Here is a 22,239-nt window from a genome sequence, read left to right on the forward strand (position 1 = left end):
GGCCCCGCCCCGGACCGCCGCCTCGCCCCACTCGACGGCCAGCTCGGTGTCGCCGAGCCGCCGGGCCAGACCGGAAGCGACGGCGACGAGTTGCGCGTCATCGCCACGCGCCACCACGGCCTGCACGACCACGTAGAAGTGGACGAGCGCGGCCAGTTCCTCCTCTTCCACCGGATCGCCCAGGCCCTGGCACAGCCGCAGCACGGCCTGCGTCAGCGACTCCGAGCTCAGCCGGGACGGCAGCTCCGGATCCGCCATCCACGCCACAGCCGCCCACAACCGGCCCGGCGCCGCGGCCATCACACTGGCCAGCAGCAGCACCGCCTCGTCGAAGCGGCCGATCGCGGCCAGCAGGCCGGCCCGGCAGGCCAGCTCCCCGGTATAGCGGGAATCGGCCGGGAACAGCTCCAACGCCGCCACCGGACCCCCGACCCGCGCCACCAACTCGGCCAGCACCTCATGCGCCTCCGGCAGCGACGGATCAGTCCCGATCGCCCCGGCCACGTGGTCGGCGGCGTGCTCGACGTCGCCGCCGTCCAGGATCAACCGGGCTACCGCGACCTCGCCCTCGGCCTCCAGGCGCTCGCAACAACCGGTGTCGCAAGCGTCGGTGTGCGTATGGGCGTGCTCCTCGGCGCGCTCGTCGTGCGTGTCCATGAGCCGGCTCCCCTCCAGTCTCAGCCTCGGATAGAGCCACGACACTATCCATAAGCTGCGACACGCGGGGCCGGGCTCTGACTCTCCTTTCCGTTTTCTTGGTGGGCGGATTCTCTTGGCGGGTGGATTCCTCACGATCATCGTCGCCGGGTAGCCACCCTCAAGGCCGCGCCGGCGCAGACCGCCCCGCAGACCGCCAGCAATCGTGGGCTCCGCCTAGCAATGCCCCCGGAACGCGATCCCGATCCTCGACCTCGATATGACGGGAAGGGCCACGCCGAATCGAGTCAGAAGGGGGGTATTCGGAACAGCGTCCCATGGTGAATCGACTTCAGGAAGTCGGCAACTCCGTCCCAGTCGAGGATGCGAGGGCCGGTCTCCAGATAGGCGAACGGGGTGCGTGATGCCAGAAGCAGCAGCACGATGAGCAGTGTCCACTGTGGCGTGGTCATCTGGAATGGTGTGCCTTGCTTTTCCTGCCATCCCCACCAGAGCCACATCACGAGGCAGAAGTTCGTGGCGAGGATGTAGCCCCAGCGCATCGCGTCCCAGCCGGCGAAGGCCAGCAACATCGGGCCGCCGGCTGCCGCGGTGGCGAGGACGGCGTGGGCCCAGTGCCGGTGGGGTGTCCTCCTGCCGGTCAGGTGGAGGAGCCAGAATCCGCCGACGGCCAATACGATCATCGGCAGGTTGTAGACCATGATCCCGTGGATCGAGTACAGATGCCAGGCTTGCTTTTGAGTTTGGCTGAACACCCCGTATACCTGTAGCCGCGGTTGCCAGTCGGCGTGTGCCAACCGATGCCGCGAGCGATCGACCGCGTTCGCCGCCGCCGGATGGTCGAGCAGTATGACGGCTCCCGTGAGGGCGGCCGGCACGATCATCGCGATGGCCCGCTTCACCCGTGGTTCCTCGGTGAGGACCACGAAGGCGTAGACCGGCATGACGGTCAGTGCCGCGATCTCGTGGATGAGGGGCGTCAAGGCCATCACGGCGGTCGCGGCCCAGAATCGCTGACGGGACCGCAGCCACAGCGCCGCCAGCAGGCCGAGGTACAGGAACTGGTCGAGGTAGCCGGCCTCGTCGAACCAGAATCCGCCAGTCGGAAACAGCAGCCAGACCACGATCAGCACACTGCGACCCGAGAGCGGAGACCGGACGAATATCACCCCGAGCACCGTCAGCAGTATCGCCAACGCCAGGAACGTCACCCCGGTGTAGAACCAGTAGGAGTACCCGAACAGCGCCGCGAACGGCTGCAGGATTGTGCCGATCAGGAACCGGCGGTGGAAGCCGTCCTGCAGTGACACCGTCTGGAAGGTCGTCGCCCACAGAAGCGGCAGCCGGAACCCGGTGTAGGCCGCCGCCGTGACAGCCGCCAAGTAGATGGCCAGGTTGTTCCAGCGAAACCCGCGTAAGGGCTCGCCTGGCTCCTCCGCGGCCCCCGTACCGGCGATTCGCCGGTCTGATTCGTATTGAGCGATTGACACTGTGAATCTCCCGTATTACGTGCGAATTGCTTGCGGTTCCGAATCCGGGCAGCGCGAACTGAAGAAGAGGCCTGATCTGCTGCCGCTTCACTGGTATGGGATGCTTTGCGAAACTATGGGCCCTGAAGGGCCCGCTCCGAGCTGGGTCAGGTCAGTGCGTTGGCGACTGTCGCCAGGATCGCCTTGTCGTCCGACGTGTTACTGATGGACACACCGCCCATGACCTCGAGCACTTCCAGAATGTTGCCCTTGACCGCGAAGTAGAAATGAACATCCGAGTCACTGCTGCCCTCGCCGTTCACCAAGCCAGGGGCGCCGTTGTCGTCACGCATCCTGTGGTAGATCGCCATGCTGCCGGTGCTCTGCGCGGTGACGGTGGTAGTGCTGACGATCGGGCGGTTGGTGACCGGATCGATGGCGACGTCCAACTGAGCATCCTCGGCGAGCAGTCCTTGGGTGCAGGTCTGGAAAGCAGCCTGTGCGTCGGCGGCGTTCGCGTAGGTGAAGAAGTCTTGGAAGCCCAGCGGCGGAGCCCAAACCCCATTACCGCTGGGAACGCCGGTGGACGAGAACACGGCGGCATCCAACTTCTGAGCGGTGTGGGCAGTACCCAGCGGAGTCTGCATCTGACAGCCGGAGTAGTTGGCTTTGAAGACCAGGCTCCCCGTGCAGTGAGTAGGGGTTAGAGCGCGCCAGTTCATGAGGTTGTCGTAGGGCACCTGGCTTGGAGTGAGCCAGGTCGTCGAGGGAGCAGCCGGGACGGTCGCGCTCCCCCCGGACGTGGCCGTCGGCGTGCTCGATGCACTCGTGGACGGCGTGCTCGATACGCTCGTGGATGGCGCGGTCGTGGCCGAGTCGGCAGAGGAGCCCGCCGAGCCCGGGACGGTGTCAGGTGTCGGGCTCGCAGCGGTGGTGGGCCCCGGGCCGGTGGTCGCGGCCGGAAGCTGCGGTGTGGCGTCGCCGTGCGACGAAGAGAATGTGAACGCCGCGGTCGAGACGGCGGCGAGGAGCACGCAAGACGTGGCGGACAGCGCGACGCGTTTGTGGACGGTGCGCTTCCTGCCCCGGATTCGGGCGGCCGCGGCGCCCGGGGTTTGCGCGGCTCCTGCCGCGAGGTCTACGGCGTCGGAGAGGGTGGCGTCGAAATCCTTGGCCACAGCTAGATCTCCCTTCGGCTGTGCTGGGTCTGCACGCCCGGCCCCGGCGGACGTGGCTGGTCCAAGTTCTCCGCGAACTCGGTCAGATGGGGTGCCAAGGCCTTGCGTCCACGGGCCAGGCGCGCCTTGACAGCACTGGGAAGCGCACCGGTCTCCGACGCGATCTCCTCGATCGACAGGCCCGCGTAGTGGTAGAGGACGATCGCCCGACGCTGGTCGGCGGATATCTTGCGCAACGCGGCCACGACAGCGAGGTGGTCCGGACTCATCCCAGGCACCTCGGTCGCCTTGCTGTCGCGGCGATGGGCCTTCAGCCGGTTGACGGCCTTGCGCCAGGAGGACACTGCCAGCCGGGCAGCCACGGTGCGCACCCATGCCTCGGGATTCCCGTGGTCGGCGGACAGCTTCGCCCACTGCTGCCACGCCCTGGCATAGGCTTCCTGAACGCAGTCTTCCGCCTCGTGCAGACTGCCGGTCATCGCATAGACCTGGCCGACGATTCGCCGGTACGTCGCGGCGTAGAACGCGTCGAAATCCCGATCGAGCCCGACCGCCATACCGCCCCCCTCCCCATCACGTCGCCACGCTCGGCCTTGTGGCTCCGATGAGATTACGTGCGGCGACAGGAGGCGGTTACATCACGGTTTGGTCTCGGTCCCTCAGCGGCTCCCGCCGCACCTGACGCGACGGGAGCAGTACGACACGAGATCACCAAGACAGAGAACGAATATCCTCGCCGAACTCGTGACTGCCGGCCGGCACCGTCTTCCAAATCATCAGCGGCTATCGGCGCAGTGCTGCTCTCAAATTTCTCGCCGATCCGTAGATCACGATCTGACCATCCCGATCAGTCCGAAGCACGGGCGTACCCGCCGAGCCCCCAGCCAGCCGGACCGTATCAGGCGACGGATGCCCGTATACGTTTCCTGCGCCAACAGAGATGATCGACACTCGTGGCCTGACGGCTCGGAGAAAATCAGGGTCCTGGTACTTGCTCCCATGATGCGGCACCTTCAAGACGTCGGCGGCGAGGTCCGGGTGCGCGGCCAGGATCGCTGCCTGCGACGGCGGCTCGATGTCGCCGGTGAGCAGGAGCCGGACCGGACCGTCCCGGGTCGCGACCGTCACCTGGAGCACGACGCTCGAGTTGTTCGGGCCGGAGCCCTCCTCGCCACCGCCCCGGGGCGAGGCGCGGGCTTGGCGCCGGCCTCGTCGGTGGCTCTTGGGGGCTGGCTCGGGTGGTGCCGACGGGCTCGCATCCGGGTCCGGCCATAGGACGTCCCAGGACACGGGGCCGAATCTCCGGTGCTCACCGACTGCGGCCACCGAGGTCGGGATGCCGGCCGTTCTCGCCCACGCCGTCACTTCGGCCACGCCTCGCGGCGGGTCGGGATCGTTCGTGGTCTCTATCTCGGTGACGGTGCGTCCCTTCAGCACCCCGGGGACGCCGTCCACATGATCGGCGTGGAAGTGGGTCAAGACCAGCAACGGCACCTTGTGAATGCCCAGCACGGTCAGACAGTGATCGGCTTTGGCGGGGTCGGGGCCGGTATCGATGACGACGGCCTCCGCCGGGCCCGCGGCGAGCGCCAACGCGTCGCCCTGCCCGACGTCACAGGCCGCGAGGATCCAGTTAGGCGGGGGCCAGTTCGTCGTGCGGCTGCGGATGACGTACAGCGCGACGACGGCGGCTATCAGCACTAGCAGGAGCGCTACGACGCCTGCCGTCACACGTCCTCCGCCGGGCCGGCCGGGGCCGCCCCGAAAGCCATCCCCTCCGCGGCTTTCGGGACCGGGCCGGCCGGGCGATATCCAGGGTCCTTGCTCGTTCATGACGCCTCCTTGCGCTTCGCTATCGCAGCCGAGATCAGGAACACCAGCGCGTAGACCCCCAGCAGGACGAGGGCTCCGGCCAGGCCGTCGGGCCAGGCGACGGTCGCGCCGGGTAGGCGGGATCCGTAGCGCGCCACGGCCACGATCCCGTCGGCCGGCCACTGGGCCAGCCACGCCACCGCACGGCCGAGCGGCAGCCAGACCGCCGCGGCGAGCAACGCTCCGGCCCCGAGCACGGTCGCGGGCCCGACGCAGAACTCGGCGAGCAGGTTCGCCGGGAGCGAGAGCGGCGTGATCGCGGCGGTGAAGGAGACCAGGATCGGCAGGCAGAAGGTCTCGGCCGCCGCGGTGCAGGCCAGCGACTCGGCGATGTGGTGCGGCACGCGCCGGTCGGTCAGCGCCTGCTGCCACCCCGGGGCCAGGACGAACAGACCGGCGGTCGCGGAGAGCGAGAGCGCGAAGCCGTACGAGCGGGCGAGCCAGGGATCGAACAGCAGCAGCAGGGTCCCGCCCGCGCACAGCAGCGGAAGTCCCCGCGCACGCCGCCCGACGGCCGCGAGCAACAGGCCGAGCACCGTCATCACGCTGGCCCGGACCATCGACGGCTCGGGACGGGCCAGCACGGTGAAGCCGATGACGACGGCCAGGCCGGTCAGCGTCAGGAACCTGCCGCGGACCCCGGCCAGCCGGGCGATCGGCATCGCCGCGGTCAGGACGAACACCAGGTTCTCGCCGCTGACCGCGGTCAGGTGGGTCAGGCCGGTATCGCGAAAGGCGGTCGACAGACTCTCCGGCTCCTGCGACACGTCGCCGATGACCAGACCCGGGACCAGCCCACGCGGGTCGGCCGGCAGGTGAGCGCACGCGTCACGCAGCCCTTGGCGCAGCCTGCCGGCCAGCCGCTGCCACGCGTTCGGCCCAGCGAGCACGTCGGGCGGCCGATGGACGGAGAGGGTGGCCGCATCGGGAGTGCCGTCGCCACGCGGGGTGCGGAGGCGGCCGGTGATACGGATGCGGGTGGACGGCAGGAACTGCCACGCGCCGGGGTCGGAGGCCAAGGCCGTGGCGGGGAGCCGGGTGCGGTACTCATTGACGCGCTCGATGCGCAGCGGCACGACCGCGAACGGGCCGCGCGGCGAGGTCGCGGTGCGCGGATCGTCGGTGACGACGGCTTCGACGGTGGCCTGAGCGTGCGCGGCGGCGAGGCGCGGGAGCGGGCCGGTGTGGGTGGCGATGCTGCGGGTGGTCGCGGCGGTCCCGGCGCCGGCGGCTACGAAGCAGGCGGCGGCCAGCGTGCGGCGGCGGGATTTCGTGCGGGCGGAGGTGTGGTTGGCGTTGGTGGCTTGATTGACGCTGGGCCGCTGCGCATTCCACACCCCTTGGCGCCGGATCCCACTGCGCAGCAGAAGAGCGAGACCGATCGCGGCGCAGGCAGCCCACAGGATGAGCGCGGCCCGCGAAGTGAATCCGGTGCCGATGAAAGCGGCGACGTACGCGGCCAGCAGGATCGGCACGAGCCGCAGATCGCGCCGCGCCCGGCTGTCGGGCTCCACGGAACGGAAGGTGGCGGTCAGACTCATGACATCACACCGTCACCGAATCGTGCATATCCGAGAACTTCCGATCCCCAATCCCCCGCACCTGCCGCAACTGGGCCACGGACCCGAACCGCCCATGCTCCGACCGCCAGTCCAAAATCCGCTGCGCCAACGCCGGCCCCACATCCGGCACCGCCTCAAGCTGCTCCAACGTGGCGGTATTCAGATTCACCGGCGCCGCAGGCCGCCCCCGCTTCCCCCGCGCCGACTTACCGCCAGAAGGCTGCGGCAACCCCACAACCGGACCCGGCACCCCCTCGATCCCGACCCGCAGCTGCTCCCCATCAGTAACCGGCCGCGCCAAATCAAGCGCAGTCACATCCACCCCCGGCAACGCACCACCGGCAGCCGCCAACGCCTCATAGACCCGCGACCCGGCGGGCAGCGTCTCCACACCCGGATGCGCAACCTTGCCCTCGACATCGATGACCACCGCACTCCCCGACGCCGCACCCGCCGATGAGGCACCGGCCGACGCCGGACCGGCCAGCGCGGGGTTGGTCGACATCGCGGCATGCGGCGGGCAGGACTGGCGGCGGGAGGCGTCGGTCGCATAGTGATGGGCGGCGAGCGCACGCAACTCGCGCGCGATCGGGGCTACGAGCAGAGCGAGGGCGGGCTCGGGTGGCTCAACATCGATCCGGCCCGCAGCAGGGGCCAAAGAAGCAGAGCTCGCGACGACAGCGTCGGCCAGCCCGGCATCGATCAAGCCGGTGGCCCGGGCTGCCAGAGCAAGCGCAGCCGCATGGGCCGGTTCGGCATCTAAAGAGCCGGCCGTCCGGGCCGCCCGAGCAACCACAGCATGGGCCGGTCGGGCATCTAGCGAGCCGATGGGCTGGACGGCCCGCGCAACCACACCATCGGCCGACCCAGCATCGATTGAACCGCTGGTCCCGGCAGCCCGCGCAACCACACCATCAGCCGCTTCGGCATCGACTCGGCCCACGGTCCGGGCAGCCCCAGCAACCACAGCGGCATCGGTTAGTCCGGCATCGATCCGGCCAGCTGCCGCCTTCATCGCCACGCCTCGCAGCGTCCTCGCCGGCGCCCCACCACTCGCCTGCCCCGCCAAAGGCTGACTCCCCGGCGTGCCCGCAGCCAAGACCAGCACCGCGGATCCCACCGGCAGGACCCGCAAATCGCGCGTGGTCCAGCCGGTCGGCGCCGGAGCATCCGACGGGCGCCCATGCGAGCGACACCCATGACGCCCCGCAGCGTCGCCCGGCGCGGCAGCGAGCGGCTTTCCGCTCGGGTCAGCGCTCGCCGTCGCGTGGTCATCGTCGGGTGGGCCGGTGTCCGACGCACTCGCCTCTCCTGCGCTTCCCCCTCCCCCACCCGCCGCACCAACGTCGACAACAGTCCCCTGCGACCGCGTCAGGTACCAACCGCCGGCCGCCGCCCCCGCGACGGCGACCAGCGCCACCGCCGCGGCGGCTGGGAGGCTGAGCGCCCAGCGGCCGCGCAGGGTCGGTGGGACTCGGTGTTCGATCGACTGGGTCGCCCGGCGCCACCAGGGGCGGTTGACGTGGCGCCGGGCGGCCAGCGCCTCTGAGAGAGGCATGGGTCCCTCCGCGGCAGGCGACCAATACCGCGGCGGGTTTCCCTGGAGCGAAGCCAGCCGGTCGCGCGCCGTCGGCTGCGGGCTGCGGGGTTGGGCGCTGCCATTCGGCACGGGCTCCGGACTGGTTCGTTCCATGTCTGCGAAGGTAGATCAGGGCAAAGAGCGCATACCAGCCACGAATCGGAGCCTGTGGATAAAACGCCGTGCGGGCAGCCGTCGCTCACCCATTTGACTCAGCGACATGCGGCCTCATCGCATGAATTCAGCCACCAATCCGTGGCAGCCCGAACGGAAGGCAGTCGCCTCACGCCGAGAGACGGCCGGCTTCAGGCACGCATGCAAGTCAGGGGGATGGACCAGAACAAGCGATAGGCCCGGACAGGTCGGCAGGGCAAAGGAGGCCAAGTCGACCGAGCCGGAAGCAGACCCGCGGGAGCCGGTGTTGGCACTCACCGAAAAATTGCTCAGCTTCCACGCTGGTCAAGCCAGATGGTCTTGGACCTGAAGTCTCAGGTCGCAGCTTCGCCATACAGCCACGCCCTAAGGGATCCAAAAGGTCAGGTCGGAAGCGATGACTGCGGAACGTGCGATACCGGCGGGGATCACGCCTGACTCGACGAACCTCAGCAAGCGAGCGCCCAGACAGACCAGCTAAGCACGCAAATGAGCCCGGGCGACAAAGTCACCCGGACTCATCCAAGCAAGCCACCACCACGCGGCCGGACCACACCTAGGCCAAGGCCAAGGGAGAAGCCAAGGTAGAGCTAGAGGCAGAGGCAGAGATCAAAGCCGACCGAAATCAGTCAGCCACCCGCCCCTAAACCGCCCCCACCGTGCGAAAAGGCTCCAGCTGGTGGGCCAGGTCCTGGTGGATCAGCGCCCGGACCAGCGTCCCGTGGTCCGTGTGCTCCTCCTTCAGCATCTCGCCTTCGGCGTGGATGCGTGCGACCAGGTCGCCCCGGTCGTACGGGACCAGTGCCTCGAGTTCCACGCCCGGGCGCGGCAAGTCGCGCTCGATCGCTACGAGGAGGTCCTCGATGCCTTCGCCGGTGCGGGCGGAGACCACGATGCCGTGCGGCTCGTGGCGCAGGAGGCGGGCCAGGATCTCGGGGTCGGCCAGGTCGGCCTTGTTGAAGACCATCAGTTCCTTGACGTCGCCGGCGCCCATGTCGGCGAAGACGGCTCGGACGGCTGAGATCTGGCCTTCGGGGTCCTCGTCGCTGGCGTCCACCACGTGCAGGACCAGGTCGCTTTCGCCGACTTCTTCCAGGGTGGAGCGGAAGGCTTCGACCAGTTGGTGCGGGAGGTGGCGGACGAAGCCGACGGTGTCCGACAGGGTGTAGGAGCGGCCGGTGGCCGTTTCTGTGCGGCGGACGGTGGGGTCCAGGGTGGCGAACAGGGCGTTCTCCACCAGGACTCCGGCTCCGGTGAGGCGGTTGAGGAGGGAGGACTTGCCCGCGTTGGTGTAGCCGGCCAGGACCACTGAGGGGACTGAGCCTCGGCGGCGTTCGGCGCGCTTGGTCTCGCGTCCCTTGCTCATGGCGCCGATTTCGCGGCGGAGCTTGGCCATGCGCTCGCGGATGCGGCGGCGGTCGGTTTCGATCTTGGTTTCACCGGGGCCGCGGGTCGCCAGGCCACCTCGGCCACCACCCATCTGGCGGGACAGGGACTGGCCCCAGCCGCGGAGCCTGGGGAGCATGTACTGCATCTGGGCCAGGGCCACCTGGGCCTTGCCCTCCCGGGACTTGGCGTGCTGGGCGAAGATGTCCAGGATCAGGGCCGTGCGGTCGATGACCTTGACCTTGACCACGTCTTCCAGGTGGATGAGCTGGCCCGGGCTGAGTTCGCCGTCGCAGATCACGGTGTCGGCGCCGGTGGCCACCACGATGTCGCGGAGCTCGGCGGCCTTGCCGCTGCCGATGTAGGTCGCCGGGTCCGGCTTCTCGCGCCGCTGGACCACGCCTTCCAGGACCTCCGAGCCGGCGGTCTCGGCCAGGGCGGCCAGTTCGCGCAGCGAGAGTTCCGCGTCGGCGGCGGTGCCGTCGGTCCAGACGCCGACCAGCACCACGCGCTCCAGGCGCAGCTGCCGGTACTCGACTTCGGTGACGTCCTCGAGTTCGGTGGACAGCCCGGCCACGCGGCGCAGCGAGGCGCGCTCCTCCAGGTCGAACTGCTCCCCGTCGTGACGGGACTCGGCCCAGCGGTTGCGATAGAGCGGGGCCGGCGCGTCGAAGACGTCCTCGGTGTCCCACTCAGCTTCCGGCGTGTCGTGGTCGTTCAATGCGTAGACCTCGTCGCGGGCAGCGTCCTTGTGGGATTCCGTCATGTGTTTCCTCTTCATCTGTTGTGACGGGTTCATCTGTTGTGACAAGCGCGGCGGAAAGACGCCGCGAGGCGGGGAGAAACGCTCTCCCCGCCTCGATGGTGGCATGTCATCGGGATCACCGACACCGGATTATGACCGGCCGGTCGGTGAGGGCAGCCGAGGCGTGCCGAAGGTGTAGGGGTTGTCCGGGCCGGGCAGCGGCGAGCCGGGGACGTAGGGCAGCGGACCCATCGGGGGCTGCGGACCCAACGCCGGGCCGATACCGCTGGAGACGGCCGCGCCGTTCGCCATACCGGCGCCCATGCCGGTACCGAGCGCCGCCTGGGGTACGCCGGACTTCGGCGCTACCCGGGGCGAGCCGGCCGGCGGCCGGGTGTTGCCGGGCCGGTTCCCGGCGGTCCGGGAGTTGATCACCGCGGTCGGGATCTTCGCGGTCGGGATCGTGCGGGCGCCACGCGGGGCGCCGGCACCCACGCCGACCACCACCCCGGGACGCTGACCGGAGCCGGCCGCGCTCTGCCGCGCGGTGTCGGTCTGGCCCCTGCGCGCCGGCGGCATCGCGACCCGCTGCTGCGGGCGGCCGTCGGCGGGCACCAGGCTGCCCAGCTCCGCGGCCTCGATCTCGGCGGCCAATTCGGCCGCGGCGAGTTCGGTCGACAGTTCGAGCAGCACGTCGGAGAGCTTGACCTCCAACGCGTCGCAGATGGCGGCCAACAATTCGCTCGACGGCTCTTTCTGTCCCCGTTCCACCTCGGAGAGGTAGCCGGGGGAAACCCGCGCCGTCGCGGCGAGCTGACGGAGCGTCCGTCCGCTGCGCTGCCGCCGGCCGCGCAGCACGTCGCCGAGTAGGCGGCGAACCAAGATCATCTCGGCTTCCCCTCCCTCATCGTTTCCGCTGGCCTGCTGGTTTTCCTGTGAGAATCATGTGCCTGTGGAGCCACCGTACCCCGGCTGTTGCCGGATTACTCTCCTGCTTTGCTTGTTGTTATTCCCCGTTCAATGGTTCTCAACGGTGAGGACGGGGTTTCCATTCCAAGAAGTTGCGGCCCCGTCGTGAACCCGTCGTGAAACGGTCGTCATGGGGTCGACGACCACCAGACTGCCACCGTATCCCGAGCCGCCGACATGCGTCGGGTGAAGGCCACCCTCCGGACAAAATCGAACACCCGTTCAGGATACAGGGTGTGAGCGGCCGGGGGCACTTCGGTGATCATCGCGCGCGCCGCGACTGATCCGGCAGTCCGGCCGAATGTCCGACCGGCACGTGCACGCAACGGAGTCCTCGGGCGGCCCTCGCACTTAAGCCGCGAGGGCCGGACGCCGTTACGGTGGGGCACTTGCTCACCGCCAGATCAGCCGCTGGTTACGCATTCGGCGCGAAGATCCAAGAATCGCGAATCTAGCGCGGCGCCGCCGCGAGCCACCCGCGCACCCGGTGCGCTGGCTGGCCGACCGTGGCGCGGATGGCGTCCGCGTCCCGACCACCCTCATGCGGCGCGACCACAGCGGACAATCCCGAGGGACCGCCGTGCGGCCGATGCGAACCCGAGGCCGAGGCCTCCTGCGCACGCGACACTGTCTCCCTCATCACCTTGTCATCCTCCCGTGCGCTCTAACCGTTTCCCTAGCGCGACGTTCGACCGGGCGTTGAGGTTGCTACCGGAACCGAGGTTGCCTCCGGATCCGAGAGCATTCCCCTGATACGGTCCGCCTCCGGGTCCCCGATCTCGACGTACATGGCCAACGCCTCCTCCCGGCACCCACGCGCCCGCTCCGGCTGACCGGCCAGGTCCAGCACGTCAGCCAGGACGGCCAGCGCGGTCGCGTACTGCCACGTGTCAGCGGTCTCCCGGAGCACGCTCACAGCGCGCTCCGCGTACTCCAACGCACGGGTGGGTTCGCCTAGTCCCAACAGCGCCCGCGCGCTGGAGGCGTGCGCAGCACCCTCCATCGGCGGATGGACGTCGGCGAAGTACCGGGCGGCGTCGGCGAAGTACGTCAGCGACTCCTGATAGGAGCGAGTCTGCAAGTAGATGGAACCCGTCTGGAAGAGCGCGTAGCCGGTCGATACGTCGTCCCCTAGAGCACGGCACAAGGCGAGCCCCGCCATGGTGCTCTCCAGAGCGTCATCCGTACGCCCGACGACGAACAGCGAACGCGCCATGTTCTGCCGGGCCGCCGCCTCCGAGGCCACGTCCCCGAACGTCCGACTGACGCTGATAGCGCGTTCGTATAGCGCGATCGCCTCGGCGTCCCTCCCGAGGTCCGCGTAGGTCATGGCGAGCAGATTGACCGCGTCGGCTTGGGTCTCATCCCCGCCCACGGACTCGGCGGCACGATGTGACCGCTCAGCCTCGTCCGCAGCGGCCTCGATCTGATAGGTCGCATAGAGGATCCGCGCCAGCGAGTGCCGTACCCGGGCCTCGCTCCGTACGTCACCGCACTCCACAGCCGCTGCCGCAGCGTTCCGCGCCGCAGCGGCGAGCTCCTCCGCATAACGTTCGATGCCAGGAAGCGAGACCAAGTGGTCGAGCAGCTCGACGGCCAGCGCCAGCGGCCCCACCCCGTCCGCGCCGCACGGCGGCCGGGTCAGCGCGCGTCGGTTAAACACCGCGTCCACGGAGCTGCCCTCGTCCGCTATCCACCGAACGCCGGCCTCTACAGAGTCGAACTCCCGCCCTATAGAACGCGTAGGGGCTAGCCCGAGTTCTTCCACGGGGATACGGCGCAGCAGACGCATAGAGGCGAGATAGAAGTCGAGCAGCTTCACGAACCCGTCATCGGGGTCCCCGCCCTCGGCTTCATGCTGTTCCCGCGCATAAAGCCGCAGCAGGTCGTGGTACCGGTAGCGCCCCGGAGAAGCGGACTCCAGCATCGCGGCGTCCACCAGCGACTCCAGCACTTCCTCGGTGTCGGCCTCGTCCTGGCCGAGCAGCGCGGCCGCCGCGGCGGCCGACACGTCGGCGCTGTCCAGCAGCGACAGCCGCCGGAAGACGTCCGCCTGCGCCGGGGACAGCTGGTGATAGCCGAGTTCGAACGCCGTTCGCACCGCGAGGTCGCCGACGGCCAGTTCCCCGAGCCGGCGCCGCTGATCCGACAATCGGGCGGCCAACGAGCCGATGCGCCAGCGCGGCCGGGAGGCGAGCCGGGCCGCGGCGATGCGTACGGCCAACGGCAGGTACCCACAGAGAGCGACCACCTCTATAGCGGCGGTGTGCTCCATCCCGAGGCGTTCCTCGCCGACGATCCGCGTGAACATGTTCATCGCCTCGCCGGGGTCCAGCACGTCGAGGTCGGCGAACGTGGCCCCGGCCAGCCCGGTCAGCTTGGGCCGGCTGGTGACGAGCACCGCGCACCCCGGAGCCCCGGGGAGCAGAGGGCGCACTTGAGCGGCGTCCTGTGCGTTGTCCAAGACTATGAGGACGCGGCGCCCGGCGAGCGCGGAGCGGTACGCGGCGGCACGCTCCTCCAGCCCCTGCGCCGTCTCCCCTTCCGATATCCCCAGACCGCGCAGGAAGGCGGCGAGGACCCACGCGGGGTCGGCCGGTACCGGGTCGCCTCCGCGCAGATCCACATAGAGCTGCCCGTCCGGGAAGTCGGACCGCACCAAGTGCGCCAGATGGATCGCGAGCGCGGTCTTGCCGACCCCGCCGAGCCCGGACAGCGCGCAGACCGCGACCGACTGCCCGACCGTGGTGGCGATGCGCGCCGCGAGCACCCGGGTCAGGTTCTCGCGTCCGGTGAAGTCGGCGGTATCGGCGGGAAGCTGTGCGGGGATCGTCGGCGGCTTCTCTACAGAGCTCCCCACGGGCGCTTCTGTCGCCCTGAAGGTGATCTCCGCGTTCTCTGCGGCAGGACGTGCCAGAGCGGGATCGGCGCGCAGGATCCGCTGATGCAGCTCTCCCAACTCGGCGCCCGGGTCGACGCCCAACTCCTTGCGCAGGAGCCGCCGGGTGTCCGCGTAGACGCCCAGCGCCTCCGCCTGACGCCCGGTCTGGTAGAGCGCCAACATCAGCTGCGCGCGCAGTCCCTCACGCAGCGGGTGCTCGGAGGTGAGGACGGTGAGTTCGGAGACCGCGTCCCCGACCCGCCCCAACGACAGATCCAAGGCGATGCGGCTCTCCTGCGCCGCAGTGCGCCGTTCCAGGAGCGTGGCGCGCAGGGATTCCGCATAAGGGCCCGGAATCCCGGCCAACGGAGTACCGCGCCACAGTGCCAACGCACTGGCGAGCTCTCCGCGCGCCCCTGCCACGTCACCGGACAACCGGCGCTGCTCCGCGGTCGTGACATGGTCCTCGAACGTGAACAGGTCCACGTGCGAACGCTCCGCGCGTAACGCATAGCCGCCGGCTATAGAGGCGATCGCCTCCGCGCCGAAGACCTTGCGGAGCCGGAAGGCATACGTGCGCACCGTGCCGAGAGCACCCTCGGGCGGCTCCTCACCCCACAGGCCCTCTATGAGTTCGTCGGCTGTCGCCACCCGACCGGCCCGCGAAGCGAGCAGCGCCAACACGGCCTGCTGCTGCGGGGACCCCACCTTGAGCTCCTCGGCTGGTTCTCCCGCGACGCCCACTCGCAGCGCGCGGACCGGTCCGAGCAGCCCGTACTGCACCACCACTGACCAATCCCACCTCATGAACGTGGCCCCCGTGGCCGTGTCCTGCCGGGTCCCGCGGCAGTGTCGTGCCGCAGGCGAAAGTGAGGCCGGGGTGGACTAGACCGCTCGGACCCACCGGGCCACCATAGCGCGGGCATCCGACGTACGGACCAGTACAGTCCGGGTTGTCACTTACACGTCACATCGCCGGTGGCGGCCATCGAGCGGACGCCAGGCGACCGCCACCGTGGGCATCACATCCAGGGCCGCTCCGGCGGGGTCGCCGCCGGGCGCTCCGCTAACTCGGCCAAGGCCAGGTCAACGGCCGCATCGAGCTGCGGATCGCGACCGGCGTTCGCGTCGGCCGGGGTGTATTCGACCTCGACGGTCGGGTCGCACCCGTGGTTCTCCAGGCCGTATCCCACCGAGTCGAACCAGTTCATGTACTTGGGCTGCGTCACCAAGGTCCCGTCGAGAAGCCGGAAGCGGGCGTCGATGCCGACCACGCCGCCCCACGTACGCATCCCGACAATAGGAACACCTCGGTCTTTAAGGTATTGATTGATGATGTCTCCATCGGAAGCGGAGTATTCATCGCAGACGGACACCAAAGGCCCGCGGACCGCGGACGGCGGATAGGTGCGGGGCACCTTCCCCCGCACCAGCTTCCACCCGGCAACCCGGCGCAGCAGTTGCTCGGCCACCAACGGCGAGGTGTTGCCGCCGCGGTTGTCGCGGGTGTCGACGATCAGGCCCTCACGCGCGGTCTGCGTGGCCAGATCCCGGTGGAACTCGGCCCAACCGCGCGACCCCTGATCGGGAAGGTGGACATAGCCCAGGCGACCGCCAGAACGCTCCCGGACGTAGGCCCGCCGGTCGGCGACCCACGCCTGATAGCGCAGCAGACGGTCGTCTTCCAGGGGGACGATGACCACGTGGCGCGAGCGATCGGCCGAAGCGGCGGCGACATCAGGTGCCGGACCGCGTTCCGCATCAGCTTCCGGACCGCGTTCGGTATCAGGTGCCGAACCGCGTTCGGCAGCAGCTTCCGGACCCCGTACGGCATCGCGTACCAGCAAGACCTCGGTCGGCTTCCCGGCCTTGCCCGCCAGCAACGGCCCCGGCCCGAGTCTGGAGTCCACCGCCCGACCGTCTATAGCGGCCACCACATCGCCGACCCGCGCGCCGACCCCGGGAGCCTCGAACGGCGACCGCGCCTGCGGCACCGACGCGTCGCCCGGCAGAATCCGCGTGATCCGCCAACGGCCGTCCGCGTCCCGCTCCAGATCCGCGCCGAGCCGGCCCTGGCACCGCGCGGGATCGGCGGCATGGCCGCTCTCGCGGACGTAGGCGTGCGAGGTGCCGAGCTCGCCGTGCACCTCCCAGAGCAGGTCCACCAGGTCGTCGTGCGAAGCCAGCGCCTCGGCCAGCGGCGCGTACCGCTCCCAGACCCCCGGCCAGTCGACGCCGCCCAAGTCGTCGCGCCAGAAGAAGTCGCGCTGGAGCAGCCACGCCTCCCGCAGCCCCTGCCGCCGCTCGGCGACCGGGTCCACGGTCACCCGGATCCGGTCCAGATCCAGCGGCTCCCGGTCGCCGTTGTCAGGACGCGCGTCAGCGGGCTGCAACCGCAGCACCCCGCCGTCGCGCACCAGCACCCGGCTGCCGTCGCCGCTCACGCAGAACGCGTGCGCCTCGTCGGTGAGCGTCAGGACGTCCCGCTTGGCGAAGTCGTAGCGCCGCAGCCGGGGCTTGTCCACCTCGTTGGAGGGATCGGACATGCTGTCGCCGAGCGCACCGTGTTTGAAGCTCTCCAGCCACAACACGCCGCCCTTGGCCGCACGCAGGCTCGAATAGTCCCCGGTCGGGACCGGGAACGGCACGACCCGTCCCGCGATCGCCTCGACGTCGACCCGGCTGCGCGGCGCGCCGGGACCACCGCCGTCGTCACCGCCGTCGTCACCGTCATCGGCACCCGACTTCGCCTCGTCCCGGATCGGCCGCCCCCGGAGCGACGGCGCGAACGGCGACGGCTCCTCGGCGGACAGCGGCACGAGATAGGGCCGGGCTCCCGGGACGAAGAAGAGGTCGAACACCTCGTCCGAGTAATAGGGGTCGTAGGTGCGGTTGGACAGGAACGCCAGATGCTTGCCGTCCACCGTGAACGCCGGGCTCCAGTCCAGGAACCGGCCGTCGGTGACGTCGAGCGGGGTCAGCGTCGCCACGTCCGCGAGCCGGATCTTGCGCGGCCCGTCCGCCCCGGTCCCCTCGGCCCAGGCCAGCCAGCGCGAGTCCGGCGAGAACACCGGGTCCTCGGCGAGCGTGCCCCAGGCGTGGTGCGGGCCGCTGGCGACGACCCGGGCCGTCCCGCTCTCGACGTCGATCACCAGCAGCCGGTTGTCCTCGGTGGACACGGCCAGGTGCGCGCCGTCCGGCGAGGCCGCCAGCCCCGCGACCCGGGTCACCTCGCCGGTCAGGATCCTGCGGATCCCGCCGCCTACTTCACCGCCGTCCCCGCCGCCCTCGCCGCTCCGGTCACTGCCACCCTGGCCGACTCCTTCGCCGCCGCTCTGGCCGACCCCTTCGCCAACGCCCTCGCCAACAGCCTCCCCGCCGACCGGCCCGATCTCGATCGACCACTCGCCGCCGGCATCGGTCACCCAGGCGGCGTACCCGGTCTCGCCGAGCACCACCGGCTGCCGGGCCCGGACCCCCGGCGTGACCGCCAGCGCCCGCGCCGGACCGTCCTTGGCCGTCAGCCAGTGGATCGTCCCGCGCACGGTCACCGCCGCGGCCCGGCCGGTCCGGTCGGCCGCGAACCCGCCGAGGTTCTTAGACGCCGCGACCGGATACTCCGCGCGGCCTATTCGGATGCCCGCCAGCCGGACGTCCAACGGCCGCGCCGCGCCGTCCAACTCCTCCAGCAGCCACAAGCGACCGCCGCGCATGAACACCACGCGCGTACCGTCGCTGCCGGCGTGCCGCGCGAAGTACCCGGACGGTTCATCAGTGTGCCGCCGGAGATCGGACCCGTCCGGCCGACACGAGTAGAGCTCTGACACTCCCCCGGCGTCGGACAGGAACGCGGCCCGGTCGCCGACCCACATCGGCGCGTCGATGTTGCCCTCGTGCTCGCGCAGGATTCGCTGGAAGTCTCCAGAGCCCTCCGCGTCGACCCACAGTTTCCCCGCACGGCCTCCCCTATAGCGCTTCCACCAGGCCGCGTCATGCGTGATCCCGCGCCGCGTCATGACGGCGCCCTCGGGCCCGCCGACGGCGAGCGCCTGCAGAGTCCCATAAGGCAGCAGCTCAGGAACGCCGCCGGAGACCGGGAAGGCGTGCGCCCGCACGTCCCCGCGCTGCGGCAGCCGGCCGCCGGCCACGATCACCTCGTCGGCCGAGGCCCAGCCGAGCACGTCGGTCCGGTCGTCGGCCCAGTAGGTCAACCGCGTGGCGGCGCCGCCGTCGACCGGGGCCGTGTAGACCTCCGGCGACCCGTCGCGCTGCCGTGCCCACGCCACCCGCGCGCCGTCGGGCGACAGCCGCGGATGCCGCGCCGGCTGCCAGTCCGACGTGAACCGCGTGGCCCGCACCGGGCTGCCCTCGTGCGCGGGCAGCTCGGCGAGCCAGACGTCGTCTTCGGCGACGAACGTCAGCAGGTCCCCCGAAAGGTGCGGGAACCGCAGATACGAGGTCTGCGACATCAGCGCTCGTACACTCCCAGCACGGACTTCGCCGCCGCCGGCGGCTCCTTCGCCAGCCCGTCCAGGGCGATCTCGATCGCCTTGTCCAGCTGCGGATCGCGCTCGGCGACGAAGTCCTGCGGCGCCATGGCCACCGGCACGGTCGGCTCGCAGCCGTGGTTCTCCAGGCCGTAGAGCCCCACCGAGTCGAAGGCGAACGCGTACCGGGGCTGGCTCACGAACGTGCCGTCCACCAGGTAGAAGCAGTCGTCCATGCCGATGACGCCGCCCCAGGTGCGCGCCCCGACCACGGTCACCCCGTGGTCCTTGAGCGCCTGGTTGATGATGTCGCCGTCACTTCCGGCCTCCTCGTCGCACACCGAGACCAGCGGCCCGAGCGGCGCGTCGGGCGGATAGGTGGCCGGCTGCTCGCCGCGGGCGTACTCCCAGGCGATCGCCTTGCGGGTCAGCTTCTCGACCACCAGCGCGGAGGTCATGCCGCCGCGGTTGCCGCGGGTGTCGACCACCAGGCCGTCCTTCACGACCTGGGCGCCCAGGTCGCGGTGGAACTCGGCCCAGCCGGGCTCGGCCTGGTCGGGCAGGTGGACGTAGCCCAGGCGGCCGCCGGACTTCTCCAGAACATAGGCACGCCGGTCTGCGACCCACGCACGGTAGCGCAGCTGTACCTCGTCGGCGATCGGCACCACGACCACGGCGCGCGTGGTCCCGGCGGCGTTGCGCAGGGCCAGCTCGGTCGGCTGGCCCGCCTTGCCGGCCAGCAGCGCGGCCGGGCCGACGCGCGCCGGGACCGGGACGCCGTCCACGGCCGTGATCGCGTCACCGACCCGCGCCGCGACGCCCGGGGCCAGCAGCGGCGAGCGCGCCGCGGGCACCGAGCTGTCGCCCGGCAGGATCCTGACGATCCGCCACGTGCCGTCCGGATCCGGCGCGAGGTCCGCGCCGAGCAGGCCCTGCTGCCGGGCGTCGTCGTGGGACCGCTTCGGAGCGTCGACGTAGGCGTGCGAGGTCCGCAGCTCGCCTTGCAGTTCCCACAGCAGGTCGACGAAGTCGTCGTCGGTCGCGCAGGCGTCGACCAGCGGCGCGTAGCGCCCGCCCGCGGCGTCCCAGTCGATGCCGTCCATCGCCGGCTTGATGTAGTTCTCGACCTGGAGCCGCCAGGCCTCCGCGAACGCCTGCCGGCGCTCGGCCCCGGGGACCACCGTCAGCCGGATCCGGGACAGGTCCACGGTCTCCGGCTTCGCGTCGTCGTCGTCCTTGTCCGCCGGCCGCGTGGTCAGGGTGCCGTGGTCGGCGACGACCAGGCGCGTGCCGTCGCCGGAGACCGCGTAACCGTCGAGCTCACCGACCAGCGTCTGCTCCTCGCGCTTGCCGAAGTCGAAGCGCACCAGGGACGGCCGCGGCTCGTCCTGGCCGGAGCCGGCCAGCTGGGTGCCCAGCGCGCCGGTGAGCGGCTTGGCCAGCCAGGTGACGCCGCCCTTGACGGCCGCGAGATCGGCGTAGGTGCCGGAGGCGACCGGGAACGGGACGGCGCGGGTGGTGATGCCGAAGGCGTCGATCACCGTGGCCGGGATATCAGAGTCCTTCTTCTCCTTGTCGTCGTCCTTGTCGCCGCTGTCCACCGGGCGCCCGCCGAGTTCGGGGTCGAACGGCGAGGGCTCGGTCTCGGCCAGCGGGACCAGGTAGGGCCGGACCGCGGGCAGGAAGGAGAAGTCGAAGAACATGTCCTCCTCGACCGTGTCGAAGGTCCGCGCCGACAGGAACGCCAAGTGCTTGCCGTCCGCGGTGAACACCGGGTTCCAGTCCCGGAACCGCGGCTCGGTGATGTCGGAGGTCTCCAGGCTCGCGACGTCGGCGACCCGGATCTGCCAGGAGTCCGGGACCTCCGAGCGCTGGCTCCAGGCCAGCCACTTCGAGTCCGGCGAGAAAGCCGGGTCGGAGGCGAAGTTGACGCCCCAGCGCTGCATGGCGCGGAACTTGCCCTCGCCGTCGGCGACCACGCGCAGGGTGCCGGCTTCGACGTCGATCAGCAGCAGCTTGTTGTCGCGGGTGGTGGCGGCCAGGTGCTTGCCGTCCGGGGCGGCGACGAGTTCCAGGACGTACCCGAACTCGCCGGTGAGGATCCGGCGGCGGGCCGAGCCGTCGACGGCCGCGATCTCGAACGAGTACTGGCCCTCAGTGTCGACGATCCACACGGTCTGCCCGGTCTCGCCGAGCACGACCGGCAGCCGGTGGCGCGTGCCCGGCTCGACGCCGATGCCGCGCGCCGGGCCGTCCTTGTGGGTCAGCCAGTGCACGGTGCCGCGGACCTCGACGGCGCTGGCCCGGCCGGTGTGGTCCGGGCTGAACACTCCGAGGTGCTTCGCGGCGTCGATCGGGCGCCGGGTGGTGGCGGTGCGGGCGCCGGGCAGCTTGATGTCCAGCGGACGCGGGTCATCTTCCAGGTCCTCCATCACCCACAGCCGGCCGGCCCGCTGGAACACGATGCGGACGCCGTCGGTGCTGGCGCTGCGCAGGTAGTAGCCGCCCTCGCCGGTGGTGTGGCGGCGCAGGTCGGTGCCGTCGGGCAGGGCGGAGTAGAGCTCCGCGACGTTGTCCTCGTGGTCGGAGTGGAAGACCACGCGGCCATCGAACCACATCGGGTCGCCCAGGTTGCCGTCCAGGTCGGCCAGGAACCGCTCGAACTCGCCGCCGCCTTCGCGGTCGATCCACAGCTGGCCGGCCGCGCCGCCGCGATAGCCCTTCCACAGCCAGGAGTTGCCGGCGTAGAAGCGGCTCAGGACCACCGGGCTGCCGGCCACACCGGGCTCGGCGACCGCCAGGCTCTTCAGGCTGCCGTACGGGAGCCGGGCGGGCTCGCCGCCTTCGAAGGGCACGGAGTGCGCGAAGTTGTAGAAGCGGTGGCCGTGGCCGCCCCAGCCGCGCACGATCACTTCGTCCGGGGACGCCCAGCCGATCGCCTCGGTGCGTGGGTGGCCCCAGTAGGTAAGCCGGTTGGTCGGGCCGCCGTCCACCGGCAGCGCGAACGCCTCGACGACGCCCTCCCGCGCGGAGGTCCACGCCAGGCGCGAGCCGTCCGGCGACAGCAGCGGGCGTTTGACGGGGACCCGGTCCGAGGTCACCCGCCAGGCGCGGGCGGTAGCGGCGAAACCAGGCAGATCGGTGAGCCACACGTCGTCGTCGGCGACGAAGGCCAGAGTCGATCCGGACAGGTGCGGGTGGCGGAGGTACGTCGTCGTCTGCGTCACCTGTCGAACGTAGGGCAAAGAGTTCCGACTGTGCCACTGATAAGGGACGATGGACCCACACCGGGGTTTCGGCG

11 protein-coding genes and 2 pseudogenes are annotated in these 22,239 nt (G+C 70.3%); all 13 read right to left on the reverse strand.

The window, feature by feature from the left end; translation table 11 throughout:
- A pseudogene (locus IZR01_RS25990) lies at positions 1–657 on the reverse strand (hypothetical protein); the annotation flags it as partial.
- A gap of 287 nt (positions 658–944) precedes the next feature.
- Entirely contained in the window at positions 945–2,039 is a 1,095-nt protein-coding gene (locus tag IZR01_RS25995) for a hypothetical protein (RefSeq protein WP_194925362.1), read from the reverse strand.
- A gap of 254 nt (positions 2,040–2,293) precedes the next feature.
- Positions 2,294–2,866, reverse strand: coding sequence for a hypothetical protein (locus IZR01_RS26000; protein WP_194925363.1), 573 nt, complete (start codon positions 2,864–2,866; stop codon positions 2,294–2,296).
- 440 nt (positions 2,867–3,306) lie between these two features.
- Positions 3,307–3,861 (reverse strand): SigE family RNA polymerase sigma factor, encoded by a 555-nt coding sequence (locus IZR01_RS26005; protein ID WP_194925364.1) that lies wholly within the window; start codon positions 3,859–3,861, stop codon positions 3,307–3,309.
- 226 nt (positions 3,862–4,087) lie between these two features.
- Positions 4,088–5,035, reverse strand: coding sequence for a ComEC/Rec2 family competence protein (locus tag IZR01_RS26010; RefSeq protein WP_194925365.1), 948 nt, complete (start codon positions 5,033–5,035; stop codon positions 4,088–4,090).
- A 98-nt stretch (positions 5,036–5,133) separates the two neighbouring features.
- The gene (locus IZR01_RS26015; protein WP_194925366.1) at positions 5,134–6,717 is read right to left on the reverse strand and encodes a ComEC/Rec2 family competence protein; all 1,584 of its coding nucleotides are present in this window, start codon (positions 6,715–6,717) and stop codon (positions 5,134–5,136) included.
- 4 nt (positions 6,718–6,721) lie between these two features.
- A complete protein-coding gene (locus IZR01_RS50970; protein WP_228560245.1) occupies positions 6,722–7,753 on the reverse strand; it encodes a ComEA family DNA-binding protein in 1,032 nt (343 codons plus the stop codon).
- 1,360 nt (positions 7,754–9,113) lie between these two features.
- Entirely contained in the window at positions 9,114–10,622 is a 1,509-nt protein-coding gene (gene hflX / locus IZR01_RS26025) for a GTPase HflX (protein ID WP_194895466.1), read from the reverse strand.
- A gap of 573 nt (positions 10,623–11,195) precedes the next feature.
- Positions 11,196–11,489, reverse strand: a pseudogene (locus tag IZR01_RS50975) (helix-turn-helix domain-containing protein); the annotation flags it as partial.
- Between the two features lie 532 nt (positions 11,490–12,021).
- The gene (locus IZR01_RS26035) at positions 12,022–12,210 is read right to left on the reverse strand and encodes a hypothetical protein (RefSeq protein WP_194895468.1); all 189 of its coding nucleotides are present in this window, start codon (positions 12,208–12,210) and stop codon (positions 12,022–12,024) included.
- 36 nt (positions 12,211–12,246) lie between these two features.
- Positions 12,247–15,258, reverse strand: a complete 3,012-nt coding sequence (locus tag IZR01_RS26040) for an AfsR/SARP family transcriptional regulator (RefSeq protein ID WP_228560241.1) — start codon at positions 15,256–15,258, stop codon at positions 12,247–12,249.
- A gap of 215 nt (positions 15,259–15,473) precedes the next feature.
- A complete protein-coding gene (locus IZR01_RS26045) occupies positions 15,474–18,920 on the reverse strand; it encodes a S41 family peptidase (protein ID WP_194925369.1) in 3,447 nt (1,148 codons plus the stop codon).
- Positions 18,920–22,165, reverse strand: coding sequence for a S41 family peptidase (locus IZR01_RS53455; RefSeq protein ID WP_194925370.1), 3,246 nt, complete (start codon positions 22,163–22,165; stop codon positions 18,920–18,922). The genes IZR01_RS26045 and IZR01_RS53455 overlap by 1 nt, the downstream gene beginning before the upstream one ends.
- Between the last annotated feature and the right edge of the window lie 74 nt (positions 22,166–22,239).

The sequence above is a fragment of the Catenulispora pinisilvae genome (assembly GCF_015356865.1).
In the GTDB taxonomy this organism is placed as follows: domain Bacteria; phylum Actinomycetota; class Actinomycetes; order Streptomycetales; family Catenulisporaceae; genus Catenulispora; species Catenulispora pinisilvae.